The organism is Empedobacter sp. UBA3239, assembly GCF_002362875.1.
GTDB classification, from domain to species: Bacteria; Bacteroidota; Bacteroidia; order Flavobacteriales; family Weeksellaceae; genus Empedobacter; species Empedobacter falsenii_B.
This window is the reverse complement of sequence record NZ_DEVJ01000081.1, coordinates 13,003-31,522: the sequence shown is the minus strand read 5'-3', so window position 1 is coordinate 31,522 and position 18,520 is coordinate 13,003. Positions and strand designations below refer to the sequence as shown.

Here is an 18,520-nt window from a genome sequence, read left to right as displayed (position 1 = left end):
TTAACAAGGGGAAGATTACAGAATAATGAATTGTTATCTGAATTAAATGAGAAAAGCAAAAAGTAATTAACTCTAGATACTTACACATGTAAGTTTAATATCATCATTTTTTTAAAAACTATATTGTTGCAATTCCGTAACTTTGAGGAACAATAAAAAAACAAACAATGAATAACGATATTCTTAATTTGGAACCAAAAGCAATCTGGAAAAACTTTTCAGCATTGAACTCAGTTCCAAGACCTTCTAAAAAAGAAGAAAAAGTTCGTCAGTTTATCATCAAATTTGGTGAAGACTTAGGTTTACCTGTCGAAACGGACGAAGTAGGAAATGTTTTGATCAAAAAAGCAGCTTATCCAGGAATGGAAGACCGTAAAAAAGTGGTGATGCAATCGCATTTGGATATGGTTTGTCAAAAAAATAATGATGTTACATTCGATTTTGAGACACAAGGAATTGAAATGTTGATTGAAGATGGAAAATTTGTTACGGCAAATGGAACAACTTTAGGTGCTGATAACGGAATTGGAGTTGCGACAATTATGTCAATTTTAGAATCGAAAGAAATTCCTCATCCAGCTATTGAAGCGTTTTTCACGATTGACGAAGAAACTGGAATGACTGGTGCTTTAGGTTTGAAAGCTGGATTCTTATCTGGTAAAATCTTGTTGAATTTAGATACAGAAGAAGATGACGAATTAGACATTGGTTGTGCTGGTGGAGTTGATGTAACGGCAACAAAATCTTATACGGTAGAAGCTACTAACGGAACTGCTTTTACCTTAACATTAAAAGGTTTGAACGGTGGACACTCTGGAATGCAAATTCACGAAGGTTTAGGAAATTCGAACAAATTGATTGCTCGTTTATTAAATGCTGCAACTGAATTTGGCTTACAAATCGCTCATATGGAAGGTGGAAGTTTACGCAACGCCATTCCTCGCGAATCTTGGGCAAACATTGTAATTCCTACAGATAAAGTGGATGCTTTCAAAGCGTCTTACGAAACTTTACGCGCAGAAATTATTGAAGAATACGAAACGAAAGAACCTAAAATGGTGATTACATTAGAACCAACTGATGCGACTTCAGCAATGTCAGCACAAGATTCTAAAGTTTTTGTTCAAACAATTATGGCAGCTTTCAATGGTGTTTACAGAATGAGTCCAGATGTTGAAGGTTTAGTAGAAACGTCTAACAATGTGGCTCGCGTAGAAGTTATTGACGGAAACGCTCGTGTTTTATGTTTGACTCGTTCTTCTATAGAATCTGGTAAAGAAGCATTAGCACAAACATTAAAAGCTGGTTTCGAATTAGGTGGTTTCGATGTTAAATTCTCTGGATCTTACCCTGGTTGGAAAGCAAATACTCATTCAGAAATTTTAGAATTGATGAAAGGTATTTATGTTTCAAAATTCGGAGAAGAACCAAAAGTTGTGGCATGTCACGCTGGTTTAGAATGTGGAATTATTGGAACAAATTACCCAGGTTTGGATATGATCTCTTTCGGTCCAAATATCTCTGGCGCTCACTCTCCTGACGAAAAAGTAGAAATTGCTTCAGTTCAAAAATTCTGGGATTATTTATTGGATATTTTAAAAGATATTCCAAACGATGGTCTAGTTGATTACAGCTGTGCAAATTCAAAAAATATATAATTTAAGCTGAAAACTTAATCTAAAGACCACTTTTGCAAGTGGTCTTTTTATTTTACATATTTTAATCTTAATTTTAGTTATTATTAATCATAATTAAATGTCATCAAATCGATATCCTCAACGCATTGTTTGCTTAACCGAAGAAGGAACCGAAATTCTGTATAATATTAACGAACAACATCGTTTAGTAGGAATTAGTGGATTTACATATCGTCCGCCACAAGCACGAAAAGAAAAACCTAAAGTTTCAACTTTTTTAGATGCAAAATTTGAAGATATTTTCAATTTGAAGCCAGATTTGGTTGTAGGATATTCGGATTTGCAAGCTGATATAGCAGCAGAATTAATTAGAAGAGGAATTAATGTTTTTATTTTTAATCATCGAACAGTTGATGAAATTTTAAACATGATTTTACAATTTACGTCATTGATTGGCTGCCAAGAAAAAGGCTTAAAATTAGTCGAATCTTACGAAAAGAAACTCGAAGAAGTAAAACAACAAGCTGCTCTCCTTCCCTATCATCCAACCGTTTTTTTTGAAGAATGGGACGAGCCAATTATTTCGGGAAGTGCTTGGGTAAATGATTTGATTGAAATTGCTGGTGGAAAATTAGCTTTTCCAGAACTCAAAAATAAAGCTTTGGCAAAAGATCGCATTTTGTTAGACGAACAAGTAATAGAACGAAATCCAGAAATTATTATCGGTTCGTGGTGTGGTAAAATGTTCAAACCCGAAAAAGTAAAACAACGAATTGGTTTCGAAACTGTAAAAGCTGTTCAACAAAATCAGTTATACGAAATAAAATCTGAATTGATTTTACAACCTGGTCCTGCTGCTTTAACCGATGGTTTGGATAAAATTGTGGAGATTATTACAAATTATAAATAAATATATGGATCCGGATTTTTTTATTTTGTATACTAAAGTAATTTTAGCCCTTCACTTTGAATTCGATATTTTATTATTAATTATTTCTATTGTTGCTCACAGAAAAAAATAATTTTTAGTAATTATCTAATTTTCATAACAATTTCTATATTACTATTATCAATAATAAGATTGGCTATAAAAGAATATTTTGGTGTTTCAATTTATGAACTAAATATAGTTACAAATATTCTCGAAAAACTTTTATACATAGTTTTCGCAATTACATTAATTCTTGGTATTTCTAAATTAAAAATTAATAAAGAAGAATAAAAAAAAATCCCGCCGAAAGCGGGATTTAATTTATTGTATAATATTGACTTCTCTAACCAATGTTACGCCATATTTGGCTTTCACATCTTCTATAATTCGTTCAGACAAATCATATATTTCGCGTCCTGTTGCATTTCCATAATTCACCAAGACCAAAGCTTGTTTGTCGTGAACTCCCGCATCTCCAAAACGTTTTCCTTTCCAACCTGCGTGTTCTATTAACCAACCAGCAGCTAATTTTACACCTAAATCAGTTTTGTAATGAGAAATTTCTGGATGAAGTTTTTCAATCTCAGCAAATTCTTCATTCGAAATCACAGGATTTTTAAAGAAACTTCCCGAATTCCCTATTTGCGAAGGATCTGGTAATTTACTTTGACGAATTTTGATCACAGCTGCACTAATTTCTTGAATCGTTGGATCAAAAATTTGCTCCTTTTCCAATTCAGATTTTATTGCACCATATTCCACATGAAGTTTGTGATTTTTCTTTGTCAGTTTAAACGTAACTGCCACCAAGACATATTGACCTCTCAATTCATTTTTGAAAACAGATTCACGGTAACCAAAATGACATTCTTCATTTGTAAAATTACGCTCATCTCCCGTTTCTAAAACTAATGTCTGAACTTCTTCGATATAATCTTTTACTTCTACGCCATACGCACCAATATTTTGCATCGGTGCAGTACCAACATTTCCAGGAATCAACGAAAGATTTTCTAATCCTCCGAAATCATTTTGCAACGTCCATTCAACAAAATTGTGCCAATTCTCGCTTCCTTGCGCTTTTACATACACAAAATCATCATCTTCATTGATAATTTCGATTCCTTTCAAATTCAGTTTTAACACAATTCCAGGGAAATCGTCTACAAAAAGCATATTACTTCCTCCTCCTATAAATAAAATAGGTAAATCTTTTTGACGACGAAAAACCAAAACTTTTCGCAAATCTTGAATAGTTGCAACATCAGCAAAATATTTTGCTTTCGCTTCTATTCCAAATGTGTTATATAATTTTAATGAATAATTTTCGATGATTTCCATCTTCGTATTTTTCTTATGATCTAATTGTTCCTGGATATTGTTCTAAAGCTTCTTTCAAAATTTCGACAGAACGAACCAAATCTTCTTCTTTCAAAACATAAGCCAAACGAACTTCTTGAATTCCTGAATTTGGAGTTGAATAAAATCCTGCTCCTGGTGCCAACATTACTGTTTCTCCATTTGATGAGAAAGATTCTAATAACCAGATTGCAAATTTTTCTGCACTATCTACAGGTAATTGAATCATACAATAAAATGCTCCTTTTGGATTTGGACAAACAACACCTGGAATTTGTTGTAAACCTTTTACCAAAGTGTTGCGACGTTTTAAATATTCTGTACGACAATCTTCAAAATAAGTTCCTACGTTTCTGTGTGCTAATGTTGCAATGTACTGAGAAATTTCAACTGGACTTAAACGCGCTTGAGCATATAACATCGCAGCTTTTAAGAATTTCTCGTTACGTGTAATCAAAGCTCCAGAACGTGCTCCACATAAAGAAAAACGTTTCGATTCAGAATCAATTACAATTGCATTATCTTTCAGTTCTGGGAAACTTAAAACAGATGTAAATTCTTCTTCTGTATATAAATATTCTGCATAAACTTCATCCGCAATTAAATATATATCATGCTCTAAAACCAAATCTTTTAATTGATTTAATTCTTCTTTCGAATATACATAACCTGTTGGATTTCCTGGATTACAAATTAAAATCGCACGTGTTTTATCTGTAATTTTTTTTGCAAACTCCTCAACAGATGGTAAAGCAAAATTATTTTCGATTGTAGATGGAACTGGAACAATATTTACATCGTTTTCACATGTAAATCCATTATAATTTGCATAAAAAGGTTCTGGAATAATAATTTCATCTCCTGGATTTGCAATAATTCCGAAAATAAATAATAAAGCTTCCGAACCTCCTAATGTTGCAATAAAATTTTCTGGCGTTAATTCAATTCCGCGATTTGTAAAATAATCTGCCAAAGCCTGACGATATTCCAACGTTCCTTCTGAGTGCGTATAAGAAATAATGTTTGAAGGAAAATTTTTCAATCCTTCTAAAACAGCTTTTGGCGACTCAATATCAGGTTGTCCAATATTTAAGTGATAAACTTTCGTTCCTCTTTTTTTCGCTGCATCTGCGTATGGCACCAACTTTCTGATTGGAGAAGCTGGCATATTTTGTGATTTTTCAGATAATATTAACATTTATTGTAATTTTTTAAATTTGATTTGAATTCTTTGGTATTGTTTTTGTAATTTTAAAGTGTAAATATAAAAAACGTTTAATCTCAAAAAAAACTTTATTATGAGTAAATTAAATAATGCAACTAAATTATTAGCAGGTTTAGCAATCGGAACAGCAATCGGAGCAGTAGTAGGTTTATTATATGCACCAGAATCAGGGAAAGACACTCGCAAAAAATTAAAAAAAGAAGCTGACAAATACAAAAAAGAGCTAGACAAATACGCGAATGATTTTTCTGATAAAGCGAAAAAAACGAAAAAAGAATTAGAAGCTAAACTAGATGAAGTAAAATCAAAATTAGTTGAGCAAAAAGATGAGTTTGTTTCTAAAGCAAAAGAAGCTGGAAAAGATTTAAAATCTAAAGCAAACCAAACAAAAGAAGATTTAAAAGACGAGTTTCAAGAAAACGTAGGAGTTTAATTTCTTCGAAACACAACATTCCTTAAAATTTATAATTAACTTTGTCTTAAATAAATCAATTTTATGTTTAATGAACTAAAAGTTTATATTAATAATAGAATAACTTTAGCAAAATATGATCTCGTAGATTCGCTGAGCAACATGCTGGCGAGCGGTATTTATATATTAATTATTGCTGTATTTTCTTTGTTTATATTATTATTAGGAAGTTTAGCATTAGGATTTATTTTAGGAGGTTATTTTAATGATATAGGATTAGGTTTTCTTACTGTAACTGGAATTTATTTCTTAATGATGGTTCTTTCTATTTTATTTAGAAAGAAATTAAAACTTTTCTTGACAAATATTGCCGTAGAAAACGCTATGGAAGCCATGTCTAACCACGATGATGAAGACGACGATGAAGAATAAAGAACAAATATCTGCGATAAAAAATTTAGACGATTTGCGAATGGCAAAGCGTAAACTAAAATTGCAAATGAAAGTTGCTGAAAATAAGCACGATAATTCATTTGTAAACAAAGCAGTAAGTCTTGTAACAAATTTAAAATCTGATACAAGTTTCACTTCTTCTAAAGTTGAAAGTGCATTAAATTGGGCTGGAGATAAAGCTTCAAAAAAATATCCAATGAAAGGAATTACAAAAATTGTAATTTCTGGATTGATTATGATAGCGGTTCCAATTATTACGAGTAAAATTCAGGAATACATAGAAGAAAAATTATAAAATTATTTGATAATAAAAAAAACCACTTCGTTTGAAGTGGTTTTTTTTTGTGTGTTAATTTTAAGCTCGACTAATATTTTTCGTGAAAATATTCGTTTGGTAAAATCGTTTTATTCTTTTTATCGACAGCTTCTTGGTTTCGCAATTCCACACGACGTATTTTTCCTGAAATTGTTTTTGGTAAACTCTCCACAAACTGCACAATACGCGGAATTTTATAACGTGCTAAATGCTCTTCTGTATATCTAAAAATATCTTTCGCTAATTCTTCCGACGCTTTATGACCAGGCGCTAAAATCACAAAAGCTTTTACAGCATTACTGCGTAAATCGTGCGGACTAGCGACAACTGCAGCTTCCATAATGGAATCATGCTCCAATAAAGCACTTTCTACTTCGAATGGTCCTACACGGAAATCAGAGGCTTTTATCACATCATCATCACGCCCAACAAACCAAACATAGCCGTCTTCGTCCTTATAAGCTTTGTCTCCAGTATAATATAATCCATGTTTGAAAACTTTCGCCATTTTATCTTTCTGAATCAAATAAGTTTTGAAAATTCCGTTGATGGTTTCTTCATTATGCACAACACAAATATTTCCTTCTTCGCAATCTTGTACAATATTTCCATCATCATCTGCAATCACAATATCGTATAAAAACGCAGGTTTACCCATCGATCCGTATTTGATTTTCTCATTTGGTAAATTCGCTATCATCGCAGTAGACTCTGATTGTCCATAACCATCACGAATCGTAATTCCTGTACCTTCTTTCCAAACATCGATAATTTCTGGATTAAGAGGTTCACCAGCAGCAACACATTGACGAAGTTTGAAATCATAACTTTTCAAATCTTCTAAAATCAATACACGCAAAGCTGTTGGCGGCGCGCAAAAAGTTGTTACACCCAAATCCTGAATAGTTTGTAATTGTTCTTTCGGAACAAATTTATCTGCATGATAACCCAAAATTGTCGCACCCATATTCCACGGAGCAAAGAAACTACTCCAAAAGAATTTCGCCCAACCTGGTTGAGAAATATTGTAATGTAAATCGCCTTTTTTCATTCCTACCCAAGAAGATGTCGTGAAGCCTCCAAGCGGATAAGTGTAATGTGTATGCACCACAACTTTAGGCATTCCTGTTGTTCCTGAAGTAAAGAAGTAGAATAAATCATCGTCTGGTTTTGTATCTTCAGCCTCAGCTTGTGTAGATTCTTTCCATAACTCATTGATATTTGTCCAACCTTCTCTCTCGCCTTCTGTAATTAATTTTACCTTAATCTTTTTATCAAATTTTGCTTCGGCTTCATCTATTTTCGATGCATTTGCTTGATCTGCTAAAGCAACTTCTGGAAAAGAAGATTCGAATCTAAAGGTTAAATCACGTGCTTCTAAAGTTGTTGCGGCTGGAATAATAATTAATCCTCCTTTGATAGAAGCCAAATAACCAATCCAAGTAATCGGTAATAATGGAACTTGAGAAAACATTTTGTCTCCTTGTTTAATTCCTTTGTTTCTTAAATAGTTTAAGAATTGATTGTATTTATCGGCTAAATCCTGAAAAGTATAATCTTCTCTTTTTTCGTTATACTTCCAAATCAAACCTTTTTCAGTTCCTAATTGAGCAACATTATAAGGTTCGAAAATATCCTTTACCCAATTGAATTTTTCAGGTTTAAAAATTTTAATTTCTTTTAATTGCGTATAATTCTCTTCTTCGATGGATAATCGAATAGAGTTAAACAATTCTTGTACTGTCATTTATTTGTGGTTTTGAATAAATATAGAAAAATTATTTATTCAAACAGAAGTTTTATGAATAAAAAAAGGATGATTTAATAAAATCATCCTTTTTGTTATTATTTGTTGAGAATATATTAATCTCTACCTCTTCTTGAGTTTCCAGTTCTATTACGATCTCCTCCGCGGTAACCACCACGATCTCCACCTCTAGAATCTCTTGAATCACGGTCACGATCTCCTCCACGGAATCCACCTCTGTCTCCTCCGCGATCACGATCTCCACCACGATAACCTCCACTTCTTTCGCGGTCATTATCACGACGGCTATTGAAACCACGTCCGCGAGAATCACCTCCTCTGTCATTACGACGACGATCTCCTCCACGACGCTCACCATCACCACGTCTTGGTTCTGGTTTAGAGATTTGAACATCTAAATCTACACCATCACGTTGTGCATCTTTGAAAGATTCTAACACTAATGATTCGAATTGTGTATCAACTTCGAAGAAAGAGAAATTACGTAAAATTTCAATTTTTCCGATTTCGATGTTACGGTTACGAGTTTGCTCGTTGATTAAACCAATTAAGTTTGGAACACGTAAGTTGTGTTTTTGACCAATATTGATAAAGAAACGAGAGAAATCACGACCTCCACGGCGGTTAGAAGAACGATCTCCTCTATCACCACGATCTCCTTCAGAAGAAATATCTTTCGTGTTTTTGTAATATTCTAAGAAAGAATTGAACTCAACTGTCATGAAACGTTTTAATAAATCGTCACGATCTAAGTTTGCCAATTTTTCGTTTACAGTTTCCATGTAAGGCTCGATTAATTCTTCATCAACTTCGATATTCTCGATTTTATCGATTAAAGAAATTAAACGTTTTTCACAGATTTCTGCCCCTGTTGGTACGTTTTTAGGCTCGATTTTAGAAGCAATTAATTTTTCTAAATCTCTAATTTTACGCGCTTCACGTCCTCCTGAAATAATGATAGAAATCCCTTTGTTACCCGCACGTCCTGTACGTCCTGAACGGTGTACATAAACTTCTGGATCGTCTGGTAAATTGAAGTTGATTACGTGAGTCAACTCATTTACGTCGATACCACGAGCAGCAACGTCTGTTGCAACAAGGATTTGAATGTTTTGGTTACGGAATTTCTCCATCACGTGATCACGTTGTGATTGTGATAAATCTCCGTGTAATGCGTCTGCATTGTAACCATCTTGCATCAATTTATCTGCTACATCTTTCGCTTCGCGACGAGTTCTACAGAAAACGATACCATAAATATTTGGGTAATAATCGGCCAAACGTTTTAAAGCTAAGTAACGATCAGAAGAACGTACTAAGTAAACGTGGTGCTCGATATTTTTTGATGCAGTATTTACTTTACTTACAGCAATCTCAACTGGATTGTGCATATATTCTGAAGCGATACGACGAACCTCTGAAGGCATTGTAGCTGAGAATAATAAAGTTTGTTTTTCTTCTGGAGTTGTTTCTAAGATAGAATCGATTTCGTCACGGAATCCCATGTTCAACATCTCATCTGCCTCATCTAAAACTGTCCATGTGATGTCATTAATTTTTAATGCGCCACGTTTGATTAAGTCCATTGTACGACCTGGTGTTCCTACAACGATTTGTGGATTATCTTTTAATCCTCTAATTTGTTTAACGATGTCAGCACCACCGTAAACTGCCTGTACACGTACTCCACGCATATCTGCAGAAAAAGATTCTAATTCTTTTGCAATTTGTAAACATAATTCACGAGTAGGACACAAAATAATTGCTTGTACTGATTTTGAATTGCTGTCTAATTGATTTAAAACCGGAAGCCCGAATGCTGCAGTTTTTCCTGTACCTGTTTGCGCCAATGCAATAACATCTTGATCTGATGAAAGGATTTGAGGAATAGCTTTTTCTTGGATTGGAGATGGGTTAACGAAGCCCATTTTCTCAATTGCAGTTAGGATTTCTTCTTGAAGTCCTAATTCTTTGAATGTAATCATGTTAGATACGATACCGAGATAATGAAATTCATTTATATTCCATATCACCGGTTTTATTTTAAATTATTTAACCAACAGATATGAAAGAATAAAATTAAATGGCTGAGCAGCCTAAAAAATCCCTAAATGAATATTCTTTAACATCCGTACCTTAACTCTAAAAGGCTGTGCAAATGTAAGGATTATTTTTGAAATACACAACACACATTCATAATCCTTACAATTAATACACATAATATTATTTCATTGATAATGAATAAATTACTAACAGTCTGCAATATTTACAGCAACTGCCAAACCTCCTTCAGAAGTTTCTTTGTATTTATTATTCATATCTTTTGCAGTTTCCCACATCGTATTCACAACTTTATCTAACGGAACTTTCGCAGTCAACGGATCTGTATCCAATGCTAATTCTGCTGCATTTATCGCTTTAATCGCTCCCATTGTGTTACGTTCGATACAAGGAATTTGAACCAAACCTCCAATCGGATCACACGTTAAACCTAAATGATGTTCCATTGCAATTTCGGCAGCCATCGTTACTTGCGCAGGAGTTCCTCCCATTAATTCGCATAATCCCGCTGCAGCCATAGCCGAAGATACACCGATCTCAGCTTGACAACCTCCCATTGCCGCAGAAATAGTTGCTCCTTTCTTAAAAATAGAACCAATAACTCCTGCTGTTGTTAAGAATTGTTCAATCTCTTTTTGACCAGCTTTATGATTTTCGATCACCAAATAATACATCAAAACTGCTGGAATAACTCCTGCACTTCCGTTTGTAGGAGCTGTTACAACTCTACCTAACGAAGCATTTACTTCATTAACAGCAAGAGCAAAACAACTTACCCATTTCAAGATTTGACGAAAATATACTTTGGTTTTTCGAATTGAAGCAATCCATTCTTGTGGATTAGAATAAGGTGTTGCTCCAACCAAATTCTTGTGCATATCGTAAGCACGACGTTTCACATTCAGTCCGCCTGGTAAAATACCTTCTGTATGACAACCAATGTACATACACTCTAACATGGTATTCCAAACACGCATTAATTCGTGATGAATTTCATCTTCTGTTCGAATTGTTTTTTCATTCTCGAACATGATTTCAGAAATCGATTTATTTTCTTTCGAACAAAATTCTAATAACTCTGTTGATGTATTAAATAAAAATGGAAAAGCACAAGTGACATCTGTATTGGTAGCACTATCGTCCTCTTTTGTAATAAACCCTCCTCCTATCGAATAAAACGTAGAAGATAATTCTTCGTTCTCATAGAAAGCTGTAAACATCATGCCATTAGCGTGAAAAGGTAAAAACTCACGATTGAAAACGATATCAGTTTCAGGATTAAAATCAATTAAAAATTTATTTCCAAAATTTAATTGTTTATTCGTATTGATTGTATTAATAATATTCGAAATATCATCAACAGGAATATATTCAGGATCAGCACCGCTTAGCCCTAACATTACTGCATAATCAGTTGCATGTCCTTTACCCGTAAGCGATAAAGAGCCATACAAATCTACACGAACTTTAGTAATTTTATTAAAGATAGATGCAGCTTCCAATTCTTTCAGAAAAGCTTCTGCAGCGCGCCAAGGACCTAAAGTATGCGAACTTGAAGGACCAACGCCAATTTTGAGCATATCAAATACTGAAATACAATCCATTTTGTACTTTTAATTTATATTATTTCCACACAAGACAAATATAGCCGTTAAATTCTCATATTCGCTTTATTTAAGCAGTTTTTTTATCAACTTAAACAATTAATAAGCTTAAAATATTCATATTGAATGATATTAACACAAATTATTTAGCATCAAAAAAAGAGGTCACAACTAATTGTAACCTCTTTTCTAGACTTTATTAAGTTTTTATTTAAACTTGTGCCAATATGGATAGATAATCGCTAAACCATAACCTATAAACACAAATAATGTAAACATGGTAAAAAGTGTTCCATCTGCCATAAATTCGGGCTGCATTGCTGCTGACAAAAATAATGATGTCACAACCATATATACACCAATTCTTTTATAAGATTTCACTAAAAAGATACCTATCAATGCAATAACTCCTAAAACAAGAGTCGAAATTGGATACCATTTTGGCATTTCTGGCGCATCTTCGTTCAGCATTTGGCGGAACAAATAATCATTTGTCACCAATAATTGATAACCACGATAAAGAATACTCAAAATCAAGAAAACCATTATAAAGATCATTGACTTGAAAAGGAATGATGTTTTGTTTCCTTCGTGTTTCAAATCTTTTGTTTTGGTATTATCCGACATTAAAACTTTTGTGTCAAAAATATCGTCACGTTCTTGATTTTGTTCTACTTTTTGATCTGTCATAGCTTTATTTTAAAATAAGAAATCATATCCTTTCAAACTCAATTTTTCGTATTTTTCTTCATCAAAACGATACAATTTAGATACTTTACGATGTTGTTTAGGATCTGTTGTATTACCTGTTTCGATAATTAAATTTGAGTTAAAGATTTTCTTTCTAAAGTTACGTTTATCCAACTCACGATTCAAGGCTTTTTCATACAAACTTTGCAATTGCGCAATTGTAAACTCATCTCCAAGTAAGTTGAACCCTACTGGACGACGCTTCACACGACGTTTTACACGCTCTTTTGCATATTTTACAATCTCATTATGATCAAAAGCCAAATCCGGAACACGGTCGTAAGCATACCATTCTCCACCTTGTGTTTTCACTTTTTCCTCTATTTGAGGTGTCAATTTAACCAAAGCGTAATAAGCAACATTTACAACACGTCCTAATGGATTACGAAAAACTTTTGTAAAAGCTTTCAATTGTTCAATATATGTTTGATGCTCATCGTAAGCAATTTTCTCAATCAACAATTCGTGAATTGCTTGATCGTTACTTACCGTTGGCGCAATATATTTTCCTGGCAAAACCAATGCTCCTTTGAAAGGATCGTTTAGTTTTTTGTACACCAATATTTTGAGATCTTCTCCATCAAACCCGAAAAGTACGAGACTTGAACATAGAGCGACCTGAAAATATTTTTCTTTTTCTTCGTCTGTCATTTTGTGGGATGATTAATAAATTGAAATTTATTTTTAATGAAAAATTGAATGCATCAATCTATTTTTATCGTTAAAAGATTCTTCTAACGAAATCATAGATTCTGTTCTCAATACATCATCAATTTGATCAATTTTGTAGATAACATCTTTCGCATCAGAAGTATCTCTTGCACGAATTTTACAGAAAATATTATATTTCCCAGACACAACGTGAACCACTGTTACGTTAGGAATTTTATATAATTCATCTATCACTTTCTGAGTTTTGTTTGTTTTTGTAAGTAACAATCCTACATACGCAACAAACTGATAACCCATTTTATCATAATCTGTAATTAGTGTAGTTCCTTTGATGATTCCAGCCTCCTCTAATTTCTTGACACGTACGTGAATAGTACCAGCAGAAACATTCATTTTCTTTGCAATTTCTGTAAATGGCATTCTTGTATTGTCAATCAAATACATCAAAATTTTCTTATCAACATCATCAATTATGTAATTCATTTTCCTAATTTTTGATTATTATTATTATTTTAATAAAAAATCGAATTAATTTTTAGCAAAATTATAAATAAAACAAACAAACTTCAAAATATTTTTTAATGATTTATTTAATATTTTACTTTTGTTATAATAATAGTTCAAAAAAGAAAGAACTAATCACTTTTGTTTGTTTGCGCGAGTTTATTGTCTAACCACAATAAACTCATTTTTTTTTATTTAATTTTGACTAAACCACGACGTTTTTGTTCCACTTTAGGTTGAGTACTTTTTTGATACGTAACTTTGACCGTATCTTTTGTAGTTTGACGAGTAGAATCTATTCTTCTTTCCTCACTTTTAAACTGTTTCGGAAGGACAATCGAATCAAATCTTTCTTGCGTTTGCTCCTCTTTTTTAGCTTTTGCTTTTCGTTTATTTTCATCTAAACCTAAGAAACCTCTAAACGTTTCGAAACTTTTGTTGTATTGAATTCCAACTCCGAAACTTTGATTCAAGTTATTTTCCATTCCTGGCAATAAACCGAAAGTTGTAGGTTTTGTAAATGCTTTTAAGACCAAAGATCCATTATTCAATTTCGAGATATCATAAGAAACATCAAAATTTCCATCGAAGTTCTCTTGTACATTTCTATTATTTGTAACCGCAATTCCATACGAACCACGCAAACTTAAACGATTATTAACGCGATATGAAACCGAAGTTCTAATTTTATCATTTGTCTCTGATTGTGCACTACCACCTACGTACTCCATTTGTATATCTACATTATTTGCAATAGATGATAACATGCCCGCAATTGTCGATAAACCAATATCGGCAGCTGTACTCGTTACACCAGACTGAACAGCCGAAGCATCACCAAATTTACCTGTCAATAAGATATAACTAAACTGAAGCATCTGTTCTTCTGTATTTGAACGGAATTTTGACTGTAACTGCGAATTGATATCCGAACCTGCATTAGGAATTGTTAATCCAAAATCGATAATAGGTTTCTTCAACGTTTCGAAAATATTAATTGATAAGAGAGCATCATAAATTTGTGAATATCCTACACCTAAATAGTCTCCAACATTTGACACCGAACGTTGATATTCAGCTGTAATATTAAGCGTTGCATCGAGCGGATTTCCTGCAAATTGTACCGAAGATCCTTTTTTGATTTTAAAATCTTTCGGAATAAGAGGAAATTGTCTAAACTCATACGTTCCACTTTCTATATTATATACACCCGTAATACTCAATCCTGCTTTATTCATTAAGAATCTAAGATTTTCTGCTGTACCACGCGCTGTCGCTTTATCGTTTGTAGCTGCATCAAAAATCAAATTCACCATTGCATTTGGATACGCATTAATGTTGACATCTATCGACATTCCTTTTGGCGCATGCGGTTCATTATTTTTAGATTTTTCGTCCAGATGTTGATTAGGAACAAAACGTACCAAATTATTTTCTGACTCAATTGTTGTACTACCTGTATTTATCGTTAACTCAGAATTTCCAACAACTGTCGCATCTCCAGCAATCTCCAACTCTTCTACCGCACCAAACATGGTTACATTTCCTTTCGCAAATACTTTTCCATAAAACAATTCATTGTCTTTAATAGACGTGTTCATCACTAATAAATTTTGCGTATCGAAATCTAAGTTGAGACCCCATTTAGATAAGTTGCGGAAAAGAATTGCTCCGTCAACTTTTCCTTTTGTATTGTACGCAGTGTCTTTAAATGCAATATCATTCAACATGATAATACCTTGTCCTTTTCCTTGTTTCGAAACAAGCAATTCATTTTCTCCTTCAAATAAATAATCTGTTCCTAAGAAATTCACTTTCAAACCAAGATCTTTTGCAATCATATTTCCACTAAGATTTGGCAAATCAATTGGTCCAGTAATTTTTAAATCACCAGATAACGTTCCACGCATATTAGAGAAAACAGATTTTAAGAATCCTTCTAAGAAATCGATGTGAAACTCGTCAAAATTGGCATCTACATCAACCTCAGGACCTGTCGGTTTATTAATAATATTACCATAAGCAACCAACGATTGAATTTGCTCTTTCTGTAAACTTGTTTCAAAATTAAATTGTTTATCCGCTACATTATAACCTCCTTGTAAAGTCAAATTACCAAGCTCAAAATCATTTAAACCTAACTTATCAATTTCAGCTTCAAGTGTTGGTTCTAATTTTTCTTTTGTACGAATAATATCTACTTTACCATTTGCTATACCGACAATTTTTAGATTATTGAATAATGTTTTAGGAATGATTTTTTCTAAATGCAAATCTTTAAAATCAGCATTGAAATTGTAATCTACGTTGTTATTAAATAAACCACTTACTTTTAAATATTGTTCTTCTGATTCTAATGATAAATCTTCAACTTTTAATGATTTATTAATTCGATTAAAAATTACACGATTCGAATTTGCATCATTCAAATGATTAATTGTCCATTGTGTCGAATCAATTTGTATTGTTGAAGGAGAAAATCCAAAAATCAAATCATTATTATTCTGAACTGTATGAAAAAGATTCAGATTAAATAAAATTGGATTTTTTCGACCAATATTAAAATCTGTTTTCACAATCATCGTATCATTCTTCGGAATCGAATTTACGTTAATTGCATTAATCGTTACACCACTTACTTTCAAACTATCAATCTTCGCATTCAACGTTGGCAACTCCGCAATTGTGTTTAGATTAACATTAGATTGGAACAATTGAATTCCTGCATATTTTATTCCAGGCGTATCCAAAGTCGCTTCCAACTGATTTTTCGTACCATCAATATAACCTTTTACATGCGTATCAGGTTTAATCGAAATAGATGAATCGATATATTGTAATAAATTTTCTTGCACATAAACATCAAACGAAAAAGCCTGATTTGGCGAAACTTTTTTATGACGGAAAGATGGAACTAAATCTACAAGCGAATTATTGATGACATTGGCAACTTCCGTAATATTATAGCGACCATCTACTGTAGCGCGCATATAATTAGGAACATCCAAAGTCATGATTTTATGCGAACCATCTATTTGAGAATTCAACATGACATGTGACAATTCTAACGTATCTTTTTTCGAACGGAAGTAAAGATTTTTGACATCAATATTTCCTCTAAAATCATTAATATTTGTCAACTTAAAATTCCCTTCTACATCACCGCGTACAATTGCATTTAGATTTTTTGTAACGCCAAGAAAATCTAAATTAATTTGACGAATATTCGAAGTAAAATCAAAATCATAAGGTTTTCCACTAAAGTTAATTTTACCTTTCAATTGCGCATTTAGATTTGGATCTTTGATATCGAATAATCCATTGAATTGATAATTTTTAACCAAACCGTCAACCGTAATATTTTGATAACGTTTGCCCATCAAATCCAAGTAACGAAGCGTTCCGTCAATATCTAAATTGATATTTTTCAAATCTGTTCCTCTTCCATCAAATCTAAACTTCCCGCTTACATAACCCAAATCTTTTGCATTAGTTAATTGACGAAGATTTAAGTTTTTCGCATCTAAAGTACCTTTATAAATTAAGGCTTTTACATTTTTATAATTCTTGATTTGCGCTTTAATATCAGCATCCCCAAGTCCAGAAACCGCGTAACCATTTGCATGAATTTCATTTGGATTTAATGAAATATCTCCACGATAATTTAAATTTCCAAAACGTGTCAACATATTTGGAATTTTGTTCGAAACAAAGGTTGGAAGTAATTTTGTTATTTTTTGATATGATGTATTAATTTTTACATTTCTTGTCGAAAAATTCAGCAAAGAACCATGCAAAACATCTTGTAATTGCAAGCGAGAAACACCAACATAATTGTCTTCACCTTTCAATTCAAAATCAGAAAAAGTCAAATTATTCAGCGTTCCATTTACTTTTCCATATAAATCTACTGACGAATTTTTATCAAATAAAGGAGTAAAATAACGAATTTCCTTAAAATTAATCTTAGAACCTCGATCAAAAAAAACGTCCCAACGAACTTTATCAGCAAATTCTCCCATATCCGAGGGGTCATCGTAACTCAATAACAAATTCCCATTCAAAACAGATGTATCCGTTCGTAAATTCAAATTCCCAACTCGAATTTCTTTTTTCGAATAATGAACTTTTCCTGTAAAGTTTTGTACGTTATACCTTTCTTTATTTTTTGTCGCAACAAAGCAGAAGTTTTCTAAATCAGCCGTAATATCAGAATCAACTAATCGAAACTTTTTTACAGTCATATTCAGTTGTTTCGAATCCAACCAAACATTTCCAGAATTTTGATTAACAATTGAAACTTTACCATCTTCCAAAATAAAATCTCCATCCAATTTGAAAATCTTTTTCGGATCTTTTGGTTTATCAGAACTAAAACCATTGACAAATTTGATGAAATTCGAAATCGAATCGCCTTTGTACGTAATCACACGAATTTCGGGTTCAATCAATTTCACTTCACTCAAATCAATGTAATCTTTTTTGATTCCTGGTAGAAGTGTCCAAAGATTAATTGTCGTTTCCAAGGTTTTCGACTTCATAAAATCATATTTATGATCGTCTTTTATCTTAACACCATGGAAATATATTCGTCCAAAAAAATCAATATCCACCGAATCCACATACATTTGTGTGTTCAGCGATTTATTTAATTTTTCTAATGCAAAGTGAGCTATTTTTGTCTGTACCGCAGGGATTTGTATTGCGATTGCTACTGTTAAAACAAGGGTTAAAACGAGTATAATCAACGACAATAAAAATCTTCCTATTCGTCTGACTATTTTCAATGGTTTAAATTTACGATATTTGCAGGGTAAAAATAAGTTAT

Annotated in this window: 14 protein-coding genes; 5 read left to right on the top strand and 9 right to left on the bottom strand. The window is 32.7% G+C overall.

Annotation, left to right across the window (positions count from 1 at the left end):
- The first annotated feature begins 167 nt into the window (after nucleotides 1-167).
- Complete coding sequence (locus B4G36_RS12215; RefSeq protein WP_291064203.1) at nucleotides 168-1,658, top strand: aminoacyl-histidine dipeptidase; 1,491 nt, start codon at nucleotides 168-170, stop codon at nucleotides 1,656-1,658.
- A 97-nt stretch (nucleotides 1,659-1,755) separates the two neighbouring features.
- Nucleotides 1,756-2,547 carry a cobalamin-binding protein gene (locus B4G36_RS12210; protein ID WP_291064202.1) on the top strand — a complete coding sequence of 264 codons (792 nt, stop codon included), beginning with the start codon at nucleotides 1,756-1,758 and terminating at the stop codon, nucleotides 2,545-2,547.
- Between the two features lie 342 nt (nucleotides 2,548-2,889).
- On the opposite strand, the gene murB is transcribed toward B4G36_RS12210, so the two are convergent.
- Both murB and B4G36_RS12200 read right to left on the bottom strand, forming a co-directional pair.
- The gene (gene murB / locus B4G36_RS12205; protein ID WP_291064201.1) at nucleotides 2,890-3,909 is read right to left on the bottom strand and encodes a UDP-N-acetylmuramate dehydrogenase; all 1,020 of its coding nucleotides are present in this window, start codon (nucleotides 3,907-3,909) and stop codon (nucleotides 2,890-2,892) included.
- A gap of 13 nt (nucleotides 3,910-3,922) precedes the next feature.
- Nucleotides 3,923-5,125: a pyridoxal phosphate-dependent aminotransferase gene (locus B4G36_RS12200; protein WP_280036080.1), complete on the bottom strand. Its 1,203-nt coding sequence runs from the start codon at nucleotides 5,123-5,125 to the stop codon at nucleotides 3,923-3,925.
- Between the two features lie 100 nt (nucleotides 5,126-5,225).
- Between B4G36_RS12200 and B4G36_RS12195 the strand changes: the two genes are divergently transcribed.
- The 3 genes from B4G36_RS12195 (at nucleotide 5,226) to B4G36_RS12185 (ending at nucleotide 6,312) form a co-directional block, all read left to right on the top strand.
- On the top strand, nucleotides 5,226-5,585 hold the full coding sequence (locus tag B4G36_RS12195) for a YtxH domain-containing protein (protein WP_291059508.1): 360 nt from the start codon (nucleotides 5,226-5,228) through the stop codon (nucleotides 5,583-5,585).
- A gap of 186 nt (nucleotides 5,586-5,771) precedes the next feature.
- Nucleotides 5,772-5,996 carry a hypothetical protein gene (locus tag B4G36_RS13970; RefSeq protein ID WP_349676935.1) on the top strand — a complete coding sequence of 75 codons (225 nt, stop codon included), beginning with the start codon at nucleotides 5,772-5,774 and terminating at the stop codon, nucleotides 5,994-5,996.
- Nucleotides 5,986-6,312 carry a hypothetical protein gene (locus tag B4G36_RS12185; RefSeq protein WP_038336330.1) on the top strand — a complete coding sequence of 109 codons (327 nt, stop codon included), beginning with the start codon at nucleotides 5,986-5,988 and terminating at the stop codon, nucleotides 6,310-6,312. The genes B4G36_RS13970 and B4G36_RS12185 overlap by 11 nt, the downstream gene beginning before the upstream one ends.
- Before the next feature lie 70 nt (nucleotides 6,313-6,382).
- On the opposite strand, the gene B4G36_RS12180 is transcribed toward B4G36_RS12185, so the two are convergent.
- The 7 genes from B4G36_RS12180 to B4G36_RS12150 form a co-directional block, all read right to left on the bottom strand.
- Nucleotides 6,383-8,080 (bottom strand): AMP-binding protein, encoded by a 1,698-nt coding sequence (locus tag B4G36_RS12180; protein WP_291064200.1) that lies wholly within the window; start codon nucleotides 8,078-8,080, stop codon nucleotides 6,383-6,385.
- A gap of 116 nt (nucleotides 8,081-8,196) precedes the next feature.
- Nucleotides 8,197-10,134, bottom strand: coding sequence for a DEAD/DEAH box helicase (locus B4G36_RS12175; protein WP_244958031.1), 1,938 nt, complete (start codon nucleotides 10,132-10,134; stop codon nucleotides 8,197-8,199).
- Between the two features lie 216 nt (nucleotides 10,135-10,350).
- Nucleotides 10,351-11,766 (bottom strand): L-serine ammonia-lyase, encoded by a 1,416-nt coding sequence (locus B4G36_RS12170; RefSeq protein WP_291064199.1) that lies wholly within the window; start codon nucleotides 11,764-11,766, stop codon nucleotides 10,351-10,353.
- Nucleotides 11,767-11,973: 207 nt separating this feature from the next.
- Complete coding sequence (locus B4G36_RS12165; RefSeq protein WP_291064198.1) at nucleotides 11,974-12,456, bottom strand: hypothetical protein; 483 nt, start codon at nucleotides 12,454-12,456, stop codon at nucleotides 11,974-11,976.
- A 9-nt stretch (nucleotides 12,457-12,465) separates the two neighbouring features.
- Entirely contained in the window at nucleotides 12,466-13,167 is a 702-nt protein-coding gene (locus tag B4G36_RS12160) for an NUDIX hydrolase (protein ID WP_038336322.1), read from the bottom strand.
- A gap of 33 nt (nucleotides 13,168-13,200) precedes the next feature.
- On the bottom strand, nucleotides 13,201-13,671 hold the full coding sequence (locus tag B4G36_RS12155) for an Lrp/AsnC family transcriptional regulator (RefSeq protein WP_038336320.1): 471 nt from the start codon (nucleotides 13,669-13,671) through the stop codon (nucleotides 13,201-13,203).
- Nucleotides 13,672-13,883: 212 nt separating this feature from the next.
- A complete protein-coding gene (locus tag B4G36_RS12150) occupies nucleotides 13,884-18,479 on the bottom strand; it encodes a translocation/assembly module TamB domain-containing protein (RefSeq protein WP_291064197.1) in 4,596 nt (1,531 codons plus the stop codon).
- Between the last annotated feature and the right edge of the window lie 41 nt (nucleotides 18,480-18,520).

Coding starts and splice junctions, on each gene's coding strand:
- B4G36_RS12185 (WP_038336330.1), top strand. CDS start 5,986: ATGAAGAATAAAGAACAAATATCTGCGATAAAAAATTTAGACGATTTG.
- B4G36_RS12155 (WP_038336320.1), bottom strand. CDS start 13,671: ATGAATTACATAATTGATGATGTTGATAAGAAAATTTTGATGTATTTG.
- B4G36_RS12215 (WP_291064203.1), top strand. CDS start 168: ATGAATAACGATATTCTTAATTTGGAACCAAAAGCAATCTGGAAAAAC.
- murB (WP_291064201.1), bottom strand. CDS start 3,909: ATGGAAATCATCGAAAATTATTCATTAAAATTATATAACACATTTGGA.
- B4G36_RS12210 (WP_291064202.1), top strand. CDS start 1,756: ATGTCATCAAATCGATATCCTCAACGCATTGTTTGCTTAACCGAAGAA.
- B4G36_RS12170 (WP_291064199.1), bottom strand. CDS start 11,766: ATGGATTGTATTTCAGTATTTGATATGCTCAAAATTGGCGTTGGTCCT.
- B4G36_RS12180 (WP_291064200.1), bottom strand. CDS start 8,080: ATGACAGTACAAGAATTGTTTAACTCTATTCGATTATCCATCGAAGAA.
- B4G36_RS12165 (WP_291064198.1), bottom strand. CDS start 12,456: ATGACAGATCAAAAAGTAGAACAAAATCAAGAACGTGACGATATTTTT.
- B4G36_RS12160 (WP_038336322.1), bottom strand. CDS start 13,167: ATGACAGACGAAGAAAAAGAAAAATATTTTCAGGTCGCTCTATGTTCA.
- B4G36_RS12195 (WP_291059508.1), top strand. CDS start 5,226: ATGAGTAAATTAAATAATGCAACTAAATTATTAGCAGGTTTAGCAATC.
- B4G36_RS12200 (WP_280036080.1), bottom strand. CDS start 5,125: ATGTTAATATTATCTGAAAAATCACAAAATATGCCAGCTTCTCCAATC.